Here is a 16,580-nt window from a genome sequence, read left to right on the forward strand (position 1 = left end):
CATGGCTAGTTTATTCATTCTCATCCCAATTGCCATCATTTTGGTTTGCGTTGCGGCAGGTATATTCATTTGGGCAGTTCGAAGTGACCAATTTGAAGATTTAGAGCGTCAGGGACATAACATTTTATTTGACGATGACGAGCCTGAAAACAAAAAGGAAGATAAGAAGTGAATGCCGACCCTTTGGCTGCTCTTACAATAGGCTTGCTTGGCTCTACTCATTGCATGGGAATGTGTGGCGGTATTGCATCCATCCTTACATTAAATAAGTCTAAGCACCCCGTCTTAATCCCTGTACTGTATAACCTAGGTCGAATTGTCAGCTATATGCTATTTGGCGCTTTGATTGGAGGCGCTGTTTCTAGTCTTTCGGATATTTCTTCAACCAACCAAGTACTTAGTTGGTTACGTCTTTTGGCCGCTACTTTTATGATCTTGCTTGCGCTGTATATAGGTAATTGGTGGAAAGGATTATTGTTTGTCGAAAAACTGGGCGGATATTTATGGGTATTGATTGCCCCTATTGCACGTTCTATGATGCCAATCGAGAAACCGATCTATGCTCTGCCTTGTGGCTTTGTATGGGGGTGGTTACCATGTGGCTTGGTTTATTCAATACTCACTTGGTCGGCGGTTTCTGGTAGTGCATTTAATGGTGCAATGCTAATGTTTTTCTTTGGTATCGGTACGCTACCTGCTATGATTGCCGTCGGTTATAGCTCTACATTTTTATCTAAAATCAAACAATCAATATTCATACGCCAAACGGCTGCAATCTTGATTCTATTTTACGGTATATATACTGGGTATACGGTACTGAAACTCCTCAATGTTTTGTAACACGCAGAATTAATGACTTTTTTATCTCTATCCATTGCGTCAAATGAGTGCTAAAATATTGATGTACATCAAATCATGAAAGGTTGCTATGATTTCCGAAAAGCCGAATGCTAAGCGCGTACAATCTGGTGGTTGTGCAATCCATTGTCAAGATTGCAGTATTAGCCAGCTATGTATTCCATTTACACTCAACGAAAACGAACTCGACCAACTAGACGAGATCATTGAACGTAAGAAGCCTATCCAAAAAGGCCAAGAGCTGTTTAAAGCTGGAGATAACCTCAAATCTCTATATGCAATTCGCTCAGGGACGATTAAAAGTTACACAATTACAGAACAAGGTGACGAGCAGATTACTGCGTTCCACCTAGCTGGTGATCTTGTTGGCTTTGATGCCATCACTGGCGATATTCACCCAAGTTTTGCTCAAGCTTTAGAAACCTCGATGGTTTGTGAAATTCCTTACGAAACGTTGGATGACCTATCTGGAAAAATGCCTAAACTGCGTCAGCAAATTATGCGTCTAATGAGTGATGAAATCAAAGGCGATCAAGAAATGATTTTGTTGCTTTCTAAAAAGAACGCAGAAGAGAGGCTAGCAGCATTCCTGTACAACCTATCTTCACGCTTTTCTCAACGTGGCTTCAGCCCACGAGAGTTTAGATTAACAATGACGCGTGGAGATATTGGTAATTATCTAGGTTTAACCGTTGAAACGATTAGCCGTTTACTTGGCCGATTCCAAAAATCTGAAATCCTAAGTGTAAAAGGCAAATACATAACTGTGCTTGATCACGATGCACTAAAAGAACTCGCTGGTGTAACTGAATAATCCAGTATTGAGGACGTAGCTCTAAACAGAGCTGCGTCATACTTCCTCTAGATAACTCCCTAATTTCCTAAAATATTTGTCTCAACTACGCTACATTTAATTAAGCTTATACCTTAAGCGAATTGAACTGGAATCGACTCTGTGTGAGTTTGAACCTAAGGAAAGCGTATGAGTATATACAATAATATCTTAGTCGTAGCTGATATTAATCACGATGAACAGCCTGCTTTAGCAAGAGCAATGCAGCTTGCCTCGAAAAGCCAATCTCGCAGCCACATCACTTTTTTTCTTTCCATCTATGATTTCTCTTATGACATGACTTCAATGCTCTCGATCGATGAGCGTGATGCGATGAGGCGTGGAGTGATACATCAACGTGAACAGTGGATGACAAAAATTTCTGAAGACTACACCAATGATTCTGTTGATTTCGAAGTGAAGGTGGTTTGGCATAACCGACCTTATGAAGCAATCATTGCGCAAGTTTTTTCTGGTAATCACGACATAATAATTAAAGGAACCAGAAAGCATGATGTGCTTGAATCGGTCATATTTACTCCTACAGACTGGCACTTATTACGCAAATCCCCTACTCCAGTACTGTTAGTAAAAAATCAACACTGGCCAGAGAATTCAAGTGTTTTAGCCGCAGTTCACGTAGCCTCTGAGAGTGAAGCTCACATTGGCTTAAACGATCGCATGGTAGAGTTATTACAAGATATTTCCACAAGGCTCGAAGCCAAACCGTATCTCGTGAATTCCTATCCAGTTACCCCTGCTAACATTACAATCGAATTACCTGAGTTTGATCCTACGACATACACTGATGCGGTGCGTGCACACCACTTGATGTCTATGAAAGCGCTAAGACAAAAACACAGTATGGATGAAGAGCAAACAGTAGTTGGTCAAGGTTTGCCAGAAGATGTTATACCTGAAGCTGTAAATGATTTAAACGCAGCGATGGTGATACTTGGTACGACAGGAAGAACCGGCTTGTCGGCTGTGTTTATTGGTAACACTGCAGAGCATGTCATTGATAAGATTGATTGCGATGTTTTAGCACTAAAACCTGAAGGGTTTGTTAGCCCATTGGATCCAAAAACTGCCGTATGAACACAAACCAGCGGAGAAGCACTGATGCTTCTCCGCTGGTTTATTATAGTGCAGTTATCTATTTAAACGTTCGTAACATCGATAAAGAGTGATTCATCAATGTTGGTTGAAGATACCGTCGCTTCGCTAAACTCATATTCCTCACGCTCTCCTTGCCTATCAAGTGGCAAGTTAACGAAATCAAAAATATTTTTGTCGGCTAGCTGGCTAGGACTAACATTTTGAATCGATTTAAAAATACTTTCTACTCTACCCGGTGTTTTCTTGTCCCAGTCGATGAGCATTGCTTTGATAGCTTGTCTTTGTAAGTTTTCTTGAGAGCCACATAAGTTACATGGAATAATTGGAAACTGCTTGTGCTCAGCATATTTAATCAGGTCTTTTTCACGACAATAAGTCAGTGGCCTAATGACGACATTACGACCGTCATCAGAGCGAAGTTTCGGCGGCATAGCCTTCATTCGAGAGCCATGAAACATGTTTAAGAATAGAGTCTCAACAATATCGTCAAGGTGATGGCCGAGAGCAATTTTGGTTGCTCCAATTTTCTCTGCAAATGAATACAAAGTCCCTCTACGTAATCGCGAGCACAAGCCACAAGTGGTTTTTCCTTCAGGGATTTTCTCTTTGACAACAGAGTAAGTGTCTTTGTCTACGATATAATACGGGATATTTAAGGTTTCAAAATACTCTGGCAATACATGCTCTGGGAACCCAGGTTGCTTTTGATCCAAATTGACAGCAACAACATCAAACTTAATTGGAGCAGCTTTTTGCAAATTAAGTAAAATATCTAGCATTGCAAAAGAGTCTTTACCTCCGCTGATACAGGCCATAACCACATCATTTTCTTCGATCATGTTGTATTCAGTAATCGCATTGCCCATGTTTCTTCTTAGGCGTTTTTGCAGCTTATTAAACTCTAATGTTTCTTTTCGTGTGTCTATCTGGTTCATTCTGGATTCTCATAATGTCAGTGCTAACTTGGCAATAGCACGACGCCCATAAAAAGTGGGTTTTCGTAAGGCGGGGATTATACGTTTTTTTCTGATTGGTTGGAATGATTGAATCAACCCGAGCGACCATCAGGTCGTTCGGGTATTGGGCAGCTCTACTTAGGGATATATGGAAGAATTCGGCTGGTTTGCTCAGGAATAATGATACTTCTGCCTGTACCAATATCACTTAACAAAATATGAACTTTTCCATCGGTGATAGGCTTTACTAAACCATTGGAAAACTCGATTTCTGCTGGAAGTTTATCTGAGAATTCTAGAGTGACACCTTCAATTTTAGGAGTAAACCAGCTTGAAAACATTCCTCCTAGTTCATTGAGCACTGACTGCATCTGTTCAACGATATTCTGAAGCTGAGAATACGTTACTGTGCCAGACAACTGCTCACGAGTCATTATGGTGGTTGAAAAGTCGCATTGTTTTCCTGTTGGTGTGTCAACGAAAACAAGAGGGTTTGCCTCTTTTAGGTTTGAGTCCAACGGCACTATGAGCTCTTTGTTAACGCCAATTTTTAGCTGTTCGGAGTGCTTTTGGTTCTCCATCCATGCTTTGACTGGTGTACAAAGTTTGCCTGTACCTTTGTTGGTAAAGAAAAATGCGACTTTAACGTCTGGATTAGCCTTCGAAACATTATGTTTAAGTTGAGAATACAGCTTTGAATAAGTAAATACGTATTGTTGGCCCCAAGAGCTGAAAGAGACAAGCAAAGATAAAGCTGTTAGCGAGACTAATTTTTTTGAGTGCTTCATTGTGTCCAATACTGCTCGTTACGTTTAATCATAGTTTGAAGATCATCAACATAAGCCTGCCCTCTTTGGGAATACTTAAGCAACCCGTTGGTAAGCGCAAGTGCAGAGCTATCGCTTAGCAAATCTGCTTTCTCTTCACGCAGCTTATATCGTATTTGACGCAAGGGCTGATAAGCTTTATTGCGATTTACATTCATAAAGTAAGCGTGTATGGACTGCTGAACCGAGTGATATTTAGCGACTTCATATGTGCTGCCTGCTGGCCTGCTTAACGGAACAAGTCCACAACCAGCGGTATAGCACCACTGACCAAAGTAGTTGTTGCCCTCTCTTGCGAATCTCGATGTGCCCCATGCCGATTCGTTAGCGGCCTGAATTAGCACTAACGCGTAAGGAAGAACATCAACATGATGCTCCATTGCATCAAACCATTTAGCATCTACACCATCTGCTGGCACTTCTACGTTGTAGAGTTTTCCTAGCCTAATAGCGTAACTTTGGTCTTCTGAAGAGAAATTACCCTGTTCGAAGTCGTGCCGCATTTTACCAATACGGGCTCTTTCCTTTATGATTCGCGAGTTTTCTAACTCAACACCCTTTTTTAAGAACTCAAAGAAACGGCGTTTCCTTTCAGCCACATCAGCTATTGCACCAAAGTCAGGTGAATTAGAAAGCGTGGTGGGTGAATCTGCTATTACGGCACCTAGTGAGTAATCAGCTTTATCCGTCTCATTGTCAGGTTCGTTCATATAACCATGAGTAAGATAAAGACTAAAACCTGCTATTACTCCAAAAAACAATACTGACGTTCCTTTGTTACGCATGAAATACCTGAGACTTATTATTGCCTTGATCGTCATCGTCTGATTTACGCTCCGTCACAATTCGAAGCTTAATACCAAACATATTTCGGTAAACGATCCCTTTTACGTGGAAGAAAAACGGTAGCACAAATATCAAGCCAATCCCATAGAAGATCGTGGCAAAAATGAACATCAACAATACAAGCAAATAAATACCTGCCAGTACGAAAAGCTTTCTATTTACGGCTTTGAATGAAAGTATTAGTGATTGGACTGGAGATATACGTTTTTCACAAATTAGCAGTGTAGAGTTGCTAAACGCCATGGATATATAAAGTGACAAAAACGGGAATAGTAACCCAGCGACACCTTGGAGTATTAAGCTAATTAATGTTGCAATAATTAATGGAACGGTAAACTGTAGTCCCTTCCCTATATGACCAAGCTTTGTAGACAAGCCGGCAGCGTGGCTCATTGCCATTAAAGAAACACCGGCATAAATAGGAACACTGATGACTTCATAGCTGAAGTTCGCAATAAATATCGACTGCATAAAGTTATGAGTCAAACCTTCTGGGTTCTCTACAGCCTTTAAAATAGCTGCTGGGTCACCCAATTGAAGTCTTATCGCTATATAAAAAATAGCCACTTGAACAATGAGTAAAATTAGAATTGCAGGTGTAAAGGAGAAAAAGTTTTTAATAGTATTGTTCCATGCTTCTTTTAGTATGGCACCGGCTTTTAACTCATAGTCTCCAGAAACAGCCGTTTCAATACTACCACCTAAATTAAAATCTTTTTCGACTTCGTCTTTCATTATCTATTCCGAGATAGCTGTTACTATCTAATTTTGTCAGGGAAATTTGCCTATTATACGTTAATGTTTTCAATACTAAAATCTTCTCACGATACAGGCACTTACTGGGGGGGTATGCGCACAACTAGTAACTATTTGAATTAAAAGAAATAAAACGTCATTTCTTTTAATTCAGGAGAGCAAAGCCAATTTGTATCAAGATAATAAAGTTCCCAATTGACCAGTAGATGAACAATTAGTTTTGTAACGCTAGAATCTCTTCGACCAGACTCTTTACTTCAATGCTAGCTTTTCCGTAGCGCTTCTCTTCAAATTCGCTTTCTATTGCACTTGGCTCTAGATTGATTTCAATAGTGTGCGCACCATGCATTCTAGCGTCATGAACAAACCCTGCAGCTGGATAGACTACGCCAGAGGTACCGATAGAAACGAAAAGGTCAGCTTGCTCTAACGCGGAATATATTTCACCCATTCTCAGCGGCATTTCACCAAACCAAACAACATGCGGTCGTAACTGAGCAGGAATCTGGCAACAGTGGCACAAGTCTCCTGTCATTAAATCTTTGGTATGTTCAAATGTCTGGTTAGACTCTGAACACCGTACCTTGAGTAACTCACCATGCATGTGTATCACGTTTTTGCTACCACCTCGTTCATGCAAGTTATCAATATTTTGGGTAATAATGGTGACCGTTCCGTCTATTTCTTCTTCCAACTTTCCTAAAGCAATATGGGCTGCGTTCGGCTGGATTTCTGGTAATTGCAGATTTGACCTACGTTGATTGTAAAACGACTGAACTAGATCAGGGTCTTTTGAGAAACCCTCTGGAGTAGCGACATCTTCAATATGATGGTCTTCCCACAAACCATCTTGAGCACGGAAAGTTTTGATTCCTGATTCTGCGGAAATTCCCGCTCCAGTTAGCACAACGACATTTTTATAAGGAAACTTCATTACAGGCCTATTTGTTATAGTTATTCGCAACAAAGTAAAAGCATTGCACACTTTTCTATGCTCATACAAGCCAAAGCGAGCGGTTCAATCAAAGTTTTGCAAAGGTTTGATACTTACTGCGGGTCGTATTCCACTAACATATAGAAAAGACACCGTTAAGGTGCCTTTGTTACTGATTTTATTGCCGATTATTTGACTTTATGGATAATTTATATTGTTAATCTTCATTTATAGCAGATATTTTGTGAATGGATAAATCTGCACCATTAAACTCATCTTCTTCAGACAACCTAAGGCCAGAGCATTTCTCTATAACACCATAAACAACAATTGAACCCAATACCGCTATAACAATACCTAAAACTGTTCCACCGACTTGCACGACTAGGCTAACACCACCTAACCCACCTAGAGATGTTTGCCCGAAAATACCGGCAGCTATACCACCCCATGCACCACAGACACCATGAAGGGGCCATACACCGAGTACATCGTCTATCTTTGTTTTGTTCTGAAGGTAGGTAAATAAATAGACAAAAATCGCGCCAGCAATACCACCGGTGATCAGTGCGCCAATGGGGTGCATAATATCTGAACCAGCACAAATCGCGACTAAGCCAGCCAAAGGCCCGTTGTGGATAAAGCCAGGGTCATTTTTCCCTGCAAACAGTGATACTAATATACCGCCGACCATTGCCATCAATGAATTAATAGCAACCAAGCCACTGATGCCATTGATAGCTTGAGCAGACATTACATTAAATCCGAACCACCCCACGCAAAGTATCCAAGCCCCAAGCGCTAAAAATGGGATATTTGAAGGCGCGAAGTTGGTATGCTTGCCAGCTCGTACTCGCCCTTTACGCATTCCCAAATATTTTACGGCTACTAGAGCTATCCACCCCCCCACACCATGCACAACGACAGAACCAGCAAAGTCGTGAAAACCATAGCCAAAGTGAGTTTCGAGCCAAGTTTGCACCCCATAATTGTTGTTCCATATCATTCCCTCGAAGAGGGGGTATACAAATCCCACTGTAAAAAATGTCGCAATAAGTATTGGATAGAATCGAGCTCTTTCAGCAATACCACCGGAAACAATGGCTGGAATTGCGGCTGCAAAGGTTAATAAAAAGAAAAATTTAACAAGCTCATAGCCATTACCCTGCGCTAAGGTTTCTGCACCAACGAAGAAGTTATTGCCGTAAGCGATTTGATAGCCAATGAAAAAATACGCAACCGCAGACACTCCAAAATCAGCCAAAATCTTTACCAAAGCATTGACCTGATTTTTCTTTCTAACTGTTCCCAACTCAAGAAAAGCGAAACCTGAGTGCATCAAAAACACCATAATTGCGCCCAACAATAAAAACAAAGTGTCCGAACTTTGTGTTAAAGCTTGCACAGCTCCATACACCTGACTAGCACTTTGGCTCATGTGAAAACTCCCACCCTTTTTGTTCCAGAGCACATGTTGTGTGCTATTTCACTTACATCCATCCCACCGAAGAGGTGAGATCAATAAAAGAACGCTATAAAGCAAGTATCGGACCAAGTTTTAATTTTCGGGACACTTTCCTTACGAAGCCTCACAAACCCTAGTAACTTTGATTCGATCCAGGTTACTTAATTTTTAAGTTATCGAACTCATGCACCATGATGAAGCACGAAGATTGCAACTTGCACCAGAGCTAACGGTAGCTAGAGTCATTTGTTAACGTATTTGAGGCACTGACACATACATATGAATACTTTTGTCTAGTTGTTACTTGTAAATCTATAAAGTAGAGCTTATGTTTTTACTGCGTGACATAAAAATTACATAAAACTGTAACATTACTCTAAAATCCTCTGAGAGGAACATATTCGGCTAGGAAGGTTTTTGATATGCAAGTCTTTAATTTTTCTTCAATAAGAGCGAAACTTCTACTCATCGTATCTCTATTTATCATTAGTATTTCGGGATACGCACTATTTCAGCACAACAGTCTAGTTACATTAAACACATTGGAAAACGCTGCGAAAAGTAATCTTGCTAGTGAAGTTGAATTGCTTACTTTGAGACGACATGAAAAAGACTTTCTATCAAGGAAAGATCCAAAGTATATAAAGCGTTTCGATTCTACTATTCAGTCACTTCGCGAGCGCGTAATTAAGCTTGGCCAAACATTAGCGCCATATGATACGGCTATAACCTCTCAAACAACGTCAATCATTGAGACTCTAAATAAATATAAAGCTCAGTTTCATCAACTGTCTGAGCTGGTGCTTTCGATTGGTGCAACAAAAGAAAATGGCCTGAGAGCAGCGCACGACAAATCGCAAGATGCTTTATTTCTATCATCCGGCTTATTTAGCCATGAAGATAAAAACAAAATCCTAGATCTTATCCAGTTAGAGTTAAGCTATTTGCTCTCTCCTAGCGAAGAGCTGTCTCTACAAGTTAACCACCAATTCAATTCATTACGACAGATATCGAACGAAAGTAATTATCAACGAGCTCTAAACGCACATGCACTGGTATTTAACAAATTGATGCAATCATATCGTGATTTAGGTTTAAGCGAGAAACTAGGAGCTAGAGGCGCTCTACGTAGCAATGTTCATCAAACGGAGAAAATGCTTGCGACACTTCACGGTACGATCGGCGAATTAGTTCAACAGAACAGCGCTAAAATAGAGAGGAATCTATATATTTTAGGAGCGATGATTGCGTTCTTATTGTCTATTACTTTGATTTCTATTTCGACATCTATTACGAAGCGAATTGAGGCCATCACTCATCTAATGGAAGATATTGCCAAAGGGACTGGCGATCTAACTGTCAGAATGAGAGCAAAGGGTACTGATGAGCTTGCTCGATTAGCTAACTCATTCGATTCTTTTGTGACTAATTTACAGGACAACATCAAATCAATAGCAAATGTCATGCACCTACTTCAAGACAGTGCGCATACGTCCAAACAAATAGCACAGGAAAGCAAAGAAAATGCTCAGCAACAGAAGGTGGAGTCTGAATCAATCGCAACGGCGATTAATGAGCTGGTAATGACTAGCCAAGAAATCACGCAAAATATTGAGTATGCGGCTAACAATGCGCGATCAGTAAAAAATGAGGCAGATAAGGGACTTAAATTTACTCAAGATGCTAGCCGAAGCTTAACGTTCCTATCTGAAGATGTTAAACAATCACAACACATGATTGCCGGATTAGAACAACAAAGTCGTGAAGTTCATAGTATTGTTTCTACAATACAAGGTATCGCAGAGCAAACTAACCTACTCGCTTTGAATGCAGCTATTGAGGCTGCAAGAGCTGGTGAAAGTGGCCGAGGTTTCTCTGTTGTAGCGGATGAAGTTCGACAATTGTCCTTAATGACCAATAGCTCGATTCAGCAAATTGAATCTACCATAAATGGTCTAACTGAAGGTGTTCAAAATACTGTCGCCCTAATGCAAGACAGTTTAGTTAAGGCCGATGACACAAGCACAAAAACTTCTCAAGCTTTGGATTCTATTAAGGAAATAGCAACCAAAGTATCGGAAATGTTCGATTTAAACTCACAAATCGCAACGGCTTCAGAAGAGCAATCAATGGTGTCCGCAGATATTGACCGAAACATAGTAAGAATTGCTGAACTCGCCAGTGGGACACATCAAGCTGCGACTCAATCAGCTCTGAGCATTGATCAAGTAAATCAAGTCGGGAACAAACTGGATGGAATCATTCAGCAATTTAAATACTAAGACAGAATAATAAGTTAACGGATCATTTTCTGAAGTCGTGGGTCGTAGTAATAACTTCTTTTATCCACGACTTTGATGCGATTGAATTCTGCGTGCATAGGGTTGATGAGGAAGTTGAATTCATCTTGAATGATGGCTGAGGGTACTTGTAACAGCAAGGATTGATTTTCGCTTAACCAGCTCTGCCCTATGCTTCGGGCTAGTCCCGAGTCCGGTAAAGAGTCCCATCCTTTAGGCAACGACTTGATGGTATACCTTGAAATTGCAACATCATCTGGTATCCATATCGTTAGTATAGTGAGTGGAGGCATATCCTCAATAGATTCGTGAACGAAGCGCTCAAGAGCGGCTAAAGAGCGAGAACTCGCAGTATATGTTATTAACGCGCCTTTTTGGTGCCAACGCCCAGAACCATATAAGCCCCCTTCGCCTGAAAGGCTCGAATAGTTTGCATGAGATAATCGATAAACTTCCATTAGGCAGTAAAACCATACTTGAGCTTGTTAATCTCCTCAATGACCAGTCCAATTCCAGTTACGGTGTCACATACAGACAATGGAGATTCTTTGCCAAAAGCGATACTCGGTCTATTTAACCAACGCAATGTGGCATCGCGCTCACCAAAGTATTCATCGGCTTGTTTGACTAAGTCAGTCAGCATTAAAGCATGCTCACTTGATGTTGGGCTTAAAGTGGCGTCTTTGTCTTTTTGCTTCCGTTGCAAGCTACGAAGATTAACTCCAATCATTCGAGCATATTCTGCTTTTGTGACACCTAAAATAGATGTCCCCTTTTCTAACACCTCGACAGGTAAGCCATTTCTAATAAGCATTAAGCTGTCACTCACTGAATGTACATCGTCTTTATTGCCACCTAACATTTCATAAGCTGAACGATACATAAAAACTCCTTTGTTTATGCATCCAGTATAGGCGACATATGACGCCAACTCAAGTGTCAAATGTCATGTCATTATATTTTATTTGTGCTTACTCTTTTAGCTGTCACTCATAAACATCTAGTTATAGTGCGTTAGAGTTGAAATGCTACATTAGATTACTTTTATATTGGTAAGCAGGGTTCTTACCGAAACAAAAAAGCACCCAAATGAGGGTGCCTTTAAGAAAACCGGTACTACAGACTACTCGTCTACGCCTTTTGATTTAAGAAATTCTGTATATGTGCCTTTAAAATCGGTGATCTTATTGCCCTTGATTTCGATAATACGAGTTGCCAATGAGTCTACAAACACCCTATCGTGTGATACGAAGAATAAAGTACCTTTGTAGTTCTCAAGAGCAGTGTTAAGAGATTCAATAGACTCCATGTCCATGTGGTTAGTAGGTTCATCCATTAGCAACATATTAGGCTTGTGCATCATTAATTTGCCAAGCAGCATACGTCCCTGCTCTCCTCCTGAAAGCACCTTAACTGACTTCTTAATATCGTCTTGAGAAAACAGCATTCTGCCCAAGAAACTGCGAACCACTTGCTCGTCATCACCTTCTTGTCGCCATTGCCCCATCCATTCCATTAAGTTCATATCTTTTTCGAATTCATCAGCATGATCTTGAGCGTAATAGCCGATATTTGAGTTCTCTGACCATTTAAACTCACCAGAGCGAGGTTCAAGCGCACCAGCAAGTGTATTAAGCAAGGTCGTCTTACCCACGCCGTTTTCACCAATAATGGCTACTCGCTCTCCCACTTCGAAGATTGCATTGAAATTAGAAAAAAGATCTTCATCATAACCTTGAGTTAAACCTTCAACCACCAGCGCATTTCTAAAGAGCTCTTTAGATTGCTCAAAGCGAATAAATGGGTTTTGGCGGCTAGAAGCTTTTACATCTTCTAGCTGAATTTTATCGATAAGTTTTGCGCGAGATGTTGCCTGTTTTGCCTTAGAAGCATTCGCAGAAAATCGCGCGACGAAGGTTTGTAGCTCTGCAATTTGAGCTTTCTTCTTCGCATTGTCTGCAAGTAGACGATCTCTTGCTTGGCTCGCTGCAGTCATGTACTCATCGTAGTTACCCGGATAAAGGCGCAATTCACCGTAGTCCAAATCAGCCATATGCGTACATACGCTATTTAGGAAGTGGCGGTCGTGGGAAATAATGATCATTGTGCAGTTACGCTCATTAAGCGTTTGCTCAAGCCAGCGAATAGTGTCGATATCCAAGTTGTTGGTAGGCTCATCGAGTAACATGATATGCGGGTCGGCAAACAGTACCTGTGCTAACAACACACGAAGTTTCCAACCTGGTGCAACTTCACTCATCAGCCCGTAATGCTGCTCAACGGGAATACCAACGGCCAAAAGAAGCTCCCCGGCTTTGGCTTCTGCCATATAGCCATCCATTTCAGAAAATTGAACTTCCAGATCAGCTACCTTCATGCCGTCTTCTTCACTCATTTCTGGCAAAGCGTAGATTCGGTCTCTTTCCTGCTTACATTTCCACAGCTCTTTGTAGCCCATGATGACCGTATCTATAACGGTATACTCTTCATAAGCAAACTGATCCTGATTAAGCTTCGCAATCCTTTCATTGGGATCGTAACTTACATTTCCACCAGTTGGGTCTAGTTCACCACTTAAAATTTTCATGAAGGTAGACTTACCGCAGCCGTTCGCGCCAATTAAGCCATAGCGATGCCCTTCACCAAATTTGACTGAAATATTTTCAAACAGAGGCTTAGCGCCAAATTGTTGAGTGATGTTTGCTGTGGAAATCAAAACCGTTACCTTAAAACTAAAAATTTTGCGCCACGTTACTTGTTCAGTAACAGAACTTCAAGCACATATTGACTGGATCATAAAGTAAAATGCTAAAGAGCACTAATTTGAGTATACTAGTGCCCTTTAGCATAGTGCCTGAGATAACTTCATTATGATTCCAATAGAGACTACCAGCTGGGTAATCCTTGCTGGCGGGCAAGCTTCAAGGATGAATGGCAATGATAAAGGGCTAATTGAGCTTAACAAAAAGACTCTCGTTGAGCATGCAATAGAGATTTTAGCCGTGCAAACTGATCGCTACTCTATCAACGCTAATCGTAATCTTGATACTTACCAAAAGTTTGCGCCCGTTATCAAAGACGAAATCACTGGTTTTCAAGGCCCATTAGCTGGAATTCATGCTGGTTTAGCGAATAGTAAAACTGAATGGGTCGGCTTTGTTCCTTGTGATTGCCCATTTATTGTAGGCGACTTAGTTGAGCGTTTTTGTAATGACGTAAGTGAGAGCAATTTAATTTACGTTGCGCATGATGGAGAGCATGTTCAACCAATATTCAGCCTCTGGAACATTAAGGTACTTGATGCATTGGAAGATTACTTAAAGCGTGGAGAACGTAAAGTTGGCTTTTTCTATAAAGAAATGAATGCTAAGCCTGTCGACTTTAGCGATACACCTAAAAGCTTTGTAAATCTAAATACACCTGAAGATCTCAAACAATTTGAAAAGGCTGAGCTATAGCAACTCGGTCAGGATAGAAAAATGGCAAGAACAATTATTTATACCTTTAAAAATGAGCAAAAACACTAACTTTTTCATTTGAAAAGCATCGTAATATTCATGAAGCAGTAGCCGAAGCTGAAGGAATTGATCTTTCAGGATATCTCGCGATGGAGCAACAGGTAGAAGCTGTATCCGATACCAAAGCGGTTAGAAACTACAGAGATGCACATTTTAGAAAGCTAGGATTTGGAAAAATCACATTAGCTCAGAAAGAAAACAAAGGTGTGGGCGAAAAGTAAAGCCAACACGATATAAGCATAGCCACTTTAGTGATTTAATTACTGGGCTGCGAGAGATTGAAAAAGGCCTAGTACAAACGTATTAGGCCTTTCACTGTAGATTAGTTTGCCTTACTTAATATTAAGGAAAGCTGCGCCTCTTACACCACCAGAGTCTCCATGCAGTGCCTTAATGATTTTCGGGCACTTAGATACAGACATAAGATATTTTGGTACACGCTTAGGCATTTCTTCGTAAATCAGTTCGAAGTTAGACAAACCGCCACCTAGAGCAACAACATCAGGGTCGTTAGCTGTAAATATATTTGCAAAGCAAATAGCCAACAACTCCATAAACCTTTCTACATGCTCTGCAGCTTTCTCTTCACCATCGTTATAACTATGGATAATATCGATAGCTTTCTTCTTTTCACCATAATAGTGTTCGTATAAAAGCTCGAAGCCACGACCAGATAGGTAGCTATCTAGACAACCCTTTTGACCACATCCACAACTTAATAACGGCGCATTGTCTCCTAGGTGGAACCAAGCATCGATTGGCAAGCGCGTATGACCAAACTCACCGGCAACATGGTTACTGCCTGAGAATACCTTGCCTTCGTGGATAATTCCTCCACCGAAGCCAGTGCCTAGAATCAGTCCCATAACAGATGCTTCGTCTTGTAGGCCTTCATCCCAAGCTTCAGAGAGAGCAAAACAGTTCGCATCGTTTTCAATCTTAACGTCACGTTTTACTTTCGCTTCTAAATCTTGTCGTAGTTTTTTACCACGCGCAGACGGTACGTTAACAGTTAGCACTGTATCGTCATCTGCATTCACCATTCCTGGTATACCTAAACCAATTTTCCCCTCAACGCCAAACTCAGCATCATATTTTTCAACTAAACCGGCTAATGTGTCGATCAATAGCTCGTAGTCTTCAGTAGGTGTTGGTACACGTTCAACTGCTACTCGTTCTAGTTTTTCGTTGAATGCACCAAATTCGATCTTAGTACCACCGACGTCAAAGCCGTAAAACATACAAAACTCTCCCATAATAGTCATAAAACTCATCCTACTTAATAAAATACCCAAGCCATTATTTTTGCTCAGGAAAACTCAATTCGGTAACGCACAATTAATACAAAGATACGCTAAATATGCAAATTATCTTTGCTTTCGCTCAATAAACTTTTTTAAATGCGGGCGAGTCACATCAGGTTTAATACGAGTCTTAGTCAACATGTAACTTTCACGAAATACTTCAAACCAAACCTTCAACGTATTTGCCTCTTTGCTATAACCTAACTGCTCAAGTACCAAAGACGCAACCTCTCCTGTTGCCAAGTGATTGTCGTTATCTGTTTTACGCATTAGGTATTGAGAAAGTGCCTCTGGTTTAATCGACAAAACTGGAAACGTATTTAAGTAAGGTGACTTTCTAAACATTCGCCTTGCTTCTCTCCAACTTCCATCGAGAAAGATAAGCAGTGGCTTTTTGTCAGCGAAAGTTATCAGCCTTGAACTATCTAGTAGCCTTTCCCTATTTTCAACATACTCTTCCGGAAAAACAACGATCGGTTGATAACTGTCATCCTGCAGAATCTTAAGTAGCTGCGTATCAGGTTCTGTTCTACTCCATTGATATACATGACAGTCATCTATTACGTCAGCTATCAAGCGGCCAGTATTACTAGGCTTCAGCAGTTCATTGACATTAACCAGTATTAATGCAGAGACTTTTTCACTTGGCTTAGGCTGATATTCACATATACAAAACTTTTTCGCGATTTGACAATGCTGGCAACGCTCCACTTTTGCTCCTCGCGCATTAAAAGGCTTGGTTGATTGGCTCAGTCGTTGTTGATGAGCCTCGTGGAAGGCGTGTGTTCTCATATAATCTGTTTTGCGCGTATGCGCCACTTTGCAAACATTGGAAAATTCTCGAATTGTACTTACAGTAAAAGTA

The 16,580-nt window shown here is 40.7% G+C and carries 17 protein-coding genes and 1 pseudogene; 7 read left to right on the forward strand and 11 right to left on the reverse strand.

Annotated features, from left to right (window positions below; all coding sequences use genetic code 11):
* Position 1: 1 nt before the first annotated feature.
* From ccoS to uspE, 4 genes are all read left to right on the forward strand, one after another.
* The gene (gene ccoS, locus L7A31_RS12150; protein ID WP_237361931.1) at positions 2-172 is read left to right on the forward strand and encodes a cbb3-type cytochrome oxidase assembly protein CcoS; all 171 of its coding nucleotides are present in this window, start codon (positions 2-4) and stop codon (positions 170-172) included.
* On the forward strand, positions 169-840 hold the full coding sequence (locus L7A31_RS12155; RefSeq protein WP_290368753.1) for a sulfite exporter TauE/SafE family protein: 672 nt from the start codon (positions 169-171) through the stop codon (positions 838-840). The genes ccoS and L7A31_RS12155 overlap by 4 nt, the downstream gene beginning before the upstream one ends.
* 88 nt (positions 841-928) lie before the next feature.
* Positions 929-1,672 carry a fumarate/nitrate reduction transcriptional regulator Fnr gene (gene fnr / locus L7A31_RS12160; protein ID WP_237361932.1) on the forward strand — a complete coding sequence of 248 codons (744 nt, stop codon included), beginning with the start codon at positions 929-931 and terminating at the stop codon, positions 1,670-1,672.
* Between the two features lie 168 nt (positions 1,673-1,840).
* Positions 1,841-2,788 (forward strand): universal stress protein UspE, encoded by a 948-nt coding sequence (gene uspE / locus L7A31_RS12165; protein ID WP_237361933.1) that lies wholly within the window; start codon positions 1,841-1,843, stop codon positions 2,786-2,788.
* A 62-nt stretch (positions 2,789-2,850) separates the two neighbouring features.
* Here the strand turns inward: uspE and ttcA are convergent, their stop codons facing one another.
* The 6 genes from ttcA to L7A31_RS12195 all read right to left on the reverse strand — a co-directional run bounded on the left by ttcA (position 2,851) and on the right by L7A31_RS12195 (position 8,566).
* Positions 2,851-3,744: a tRNA 2-thiocytidine(32) synthetase TtcA gene (gene ttcA / locus L7A31_RS12170; protein WP_237361934.1), complete on the reverse strand. Its 894-nt coding sequence runs from the start codon at positions 3,742-3,744 to the stop codon at positions 2,851-2,853.
* A 155-nt stretch (positions 3,745-3,899) separates the two neighbouring features.
* Positions 3,900-4,553 carry a DUF2987 domain-containing protein gene (locus L7A31_RS12175; protein WP_237361937.1) on the reverse strand — a complete coding sequence of 218 codons (654 nt, stop codon included), beginning with the start codon at positions 4,551-4,553 and terminating at the stop codon, positions 3,900-3,902.
* A complete protein-coding gene (locus L7A31_RS12180) occupies positions 4,550-5,377 on the reverse strand; it encodes a glucosaminidase domain-containing protein (RefSeq protein WP_237361938.1) in 828 nt (275 codons plus the stop codon). The genes L7A31_RS12175 and L7A31_RS12180 overlap by 4 nt, the downstream gene beginning before the upstream one ends.
* The gene (locus tag L7A31_RS12185) at positions 5,370-6,173 is read right to left on the reverse strand and encodes a DUF2189 domain-containing protein (protein WP_237361939.1); all 804 of its coding nucleotides are present in this window, start codon (positions 6,171-6,173) and stop codon (positions 5,370-5,372) included. The genes L7A31_RS12180 and L7A31_RS12185 overlap by 8 nt, the downstream gene beginning before the upstream one ends.
* A 235-nt stretch (positions 6,174-6,408) precedes the next feature.
* The gene (gene cobB / locus L7A31_RS12190; protein ID WP_237361940.1) at positions 6,409-7,128 is read right to left on the reverse strand and encodes a Sir2 family NAD+-dependent deacetylase; all 720 of its coding nucleotides are present in this window, start codon (positions 7,126-7,128) and stop codon (positions 6,409-6,411) included.
* Between the two features lie 217 nt (positions 7,129-7,345).
* On the reverse strand, positions 7,346-8,566 hold the full coding sequence (locus L7A31_RS12195) for an ammonium transporter (protein WP_237361941.1): 1,221 nt from the start codon (positions 8,564-8,566) through the stop codon (positions 7,346-7,348).
* A gap of 449 nt (positions 8,567-9,015) precedes the next feature.
* On the opposite strand from L7A31_RS12195, the gene L7A31_RS12200 reads away from it, so the two are divergent.
* Complete coding sequence (locus tag L7A31_RS12200; protein ID WP_237361943.1) at positions 9,016-10,875, forward strand: methyl-accepting chemotaxis protein; 1,860 nt, start codon at positions 9,016-9,018, stop codon at positions 10,873-10,875.
* Between the two features lie 14 nt (positions 10,876-10,889).
* Here L7A31_RS12200 and L7A31_RS12205 read toward each other — a convergent pair whose 3' ends face one another.
* The 3 genes from L7A31_RS12205 to L7A31_RS12215 form a co-directional block, all read right to left on the reverse strand.
* On the reverse strand, positions 10,890-11,351 hold the full coding sequence (locus tag L7A31_RS12205) for an RES family NAD+ phosphorylase (RefSeq protein WP_237361944.1): 462 nt from the start codon (positions 11,349-11,351) through the stop codon (positions 10,890-10,892).
* On the reverse strand, positions 11,351-11,776 hold the full coding sequence (locus L7A31_RS12210; protein WP_237361946.1) for an Xre family toxin-antitoxin system antitoxin: 426 nt from the start codon (positions 11,774-11,776) through the stop codon (positions 11,351-11,353). The genes L7A31_RS12205 and L7A31_RS12210 overlap by 1 nt, the downstream gene beginning before the upstream one ends.
* 240 nt (positions 11,777-12,016) lie before the next feature.
* Positions 12,017-13,609: an ABC-F family ATPase gene (locus tag L7A31_RS12215; RefSeq protein WP_237361949.1), complete on the reverse strand. Its 1,593-nt coding sequence runs from the start codon at positions 13,607-13,609 to the stop codon at positions 12,017-12,019.
* Positions 13,610-13,763: 154 nt separating this feature from the next.
* Here L7A31_RS12215 and mobA point away from each other — a divergent pair, with 154 nt between their 5' ends.
* Positions 13,764-14,351, forward strand: coding sequence for a molybdenum cofactor guanylyltransferase MobA (gene mobA / locus L7A31_RS12220; RefSeq protein WP_237361951.1), 588 nt, complete (start codon positions 13,764-13,766; stop codon positions 14,349-14,351).
* A gap of 21 nt (positions 14,352-14,372) precedes the next feature.
* Positions 14,373-14,632, forward strand: a pseudogene (locus L7A31_RS12225) (DUF2960 family protein).
* A 111-nt stretch (positions 14,633-14,743) separates the two neighbouring features.
* On the opposite strand, the gene nagK reads toward L7A31_RS12225, so the two are convergent.
* Complete coding sequence (nagK, locus tag L7A31_RS12230) at positions 14,744-15,652, reverse strand: N-acetylglucosamine kinase (RefSeq protein WP_237363560.1); 909 nt, start codon at positions 15,650-15,652, stop codon at positions 14,744-14,746.
* 126 nt (positions 15,653-15,778) lie between these two features.
* Positions 15,779-16,507: a tRNA-uridine aminocarboxypropyltransferase gene (locus L7A31_RS12235; protein WP_237361953.1), complete on the reverse strand. Its 729-nt coding sequence runs from the start codon at positions 16,505-16,507 to the stop codon at positions 15,779-15,781.
* Positions 16,508-16,580 lie beyond the last annotated feature (73 nt).

Source organism: Vibrio marisflavi CECT 7928, assembly GCF_921294215.1.
GTDB classification, from domain to species: domain Bacteria; phylum Pseudomonadota; class Gammaproteobacteria; order Enterobacterales; family Vibrionaceae; genus Vibrio; species Vibrio marisflavi.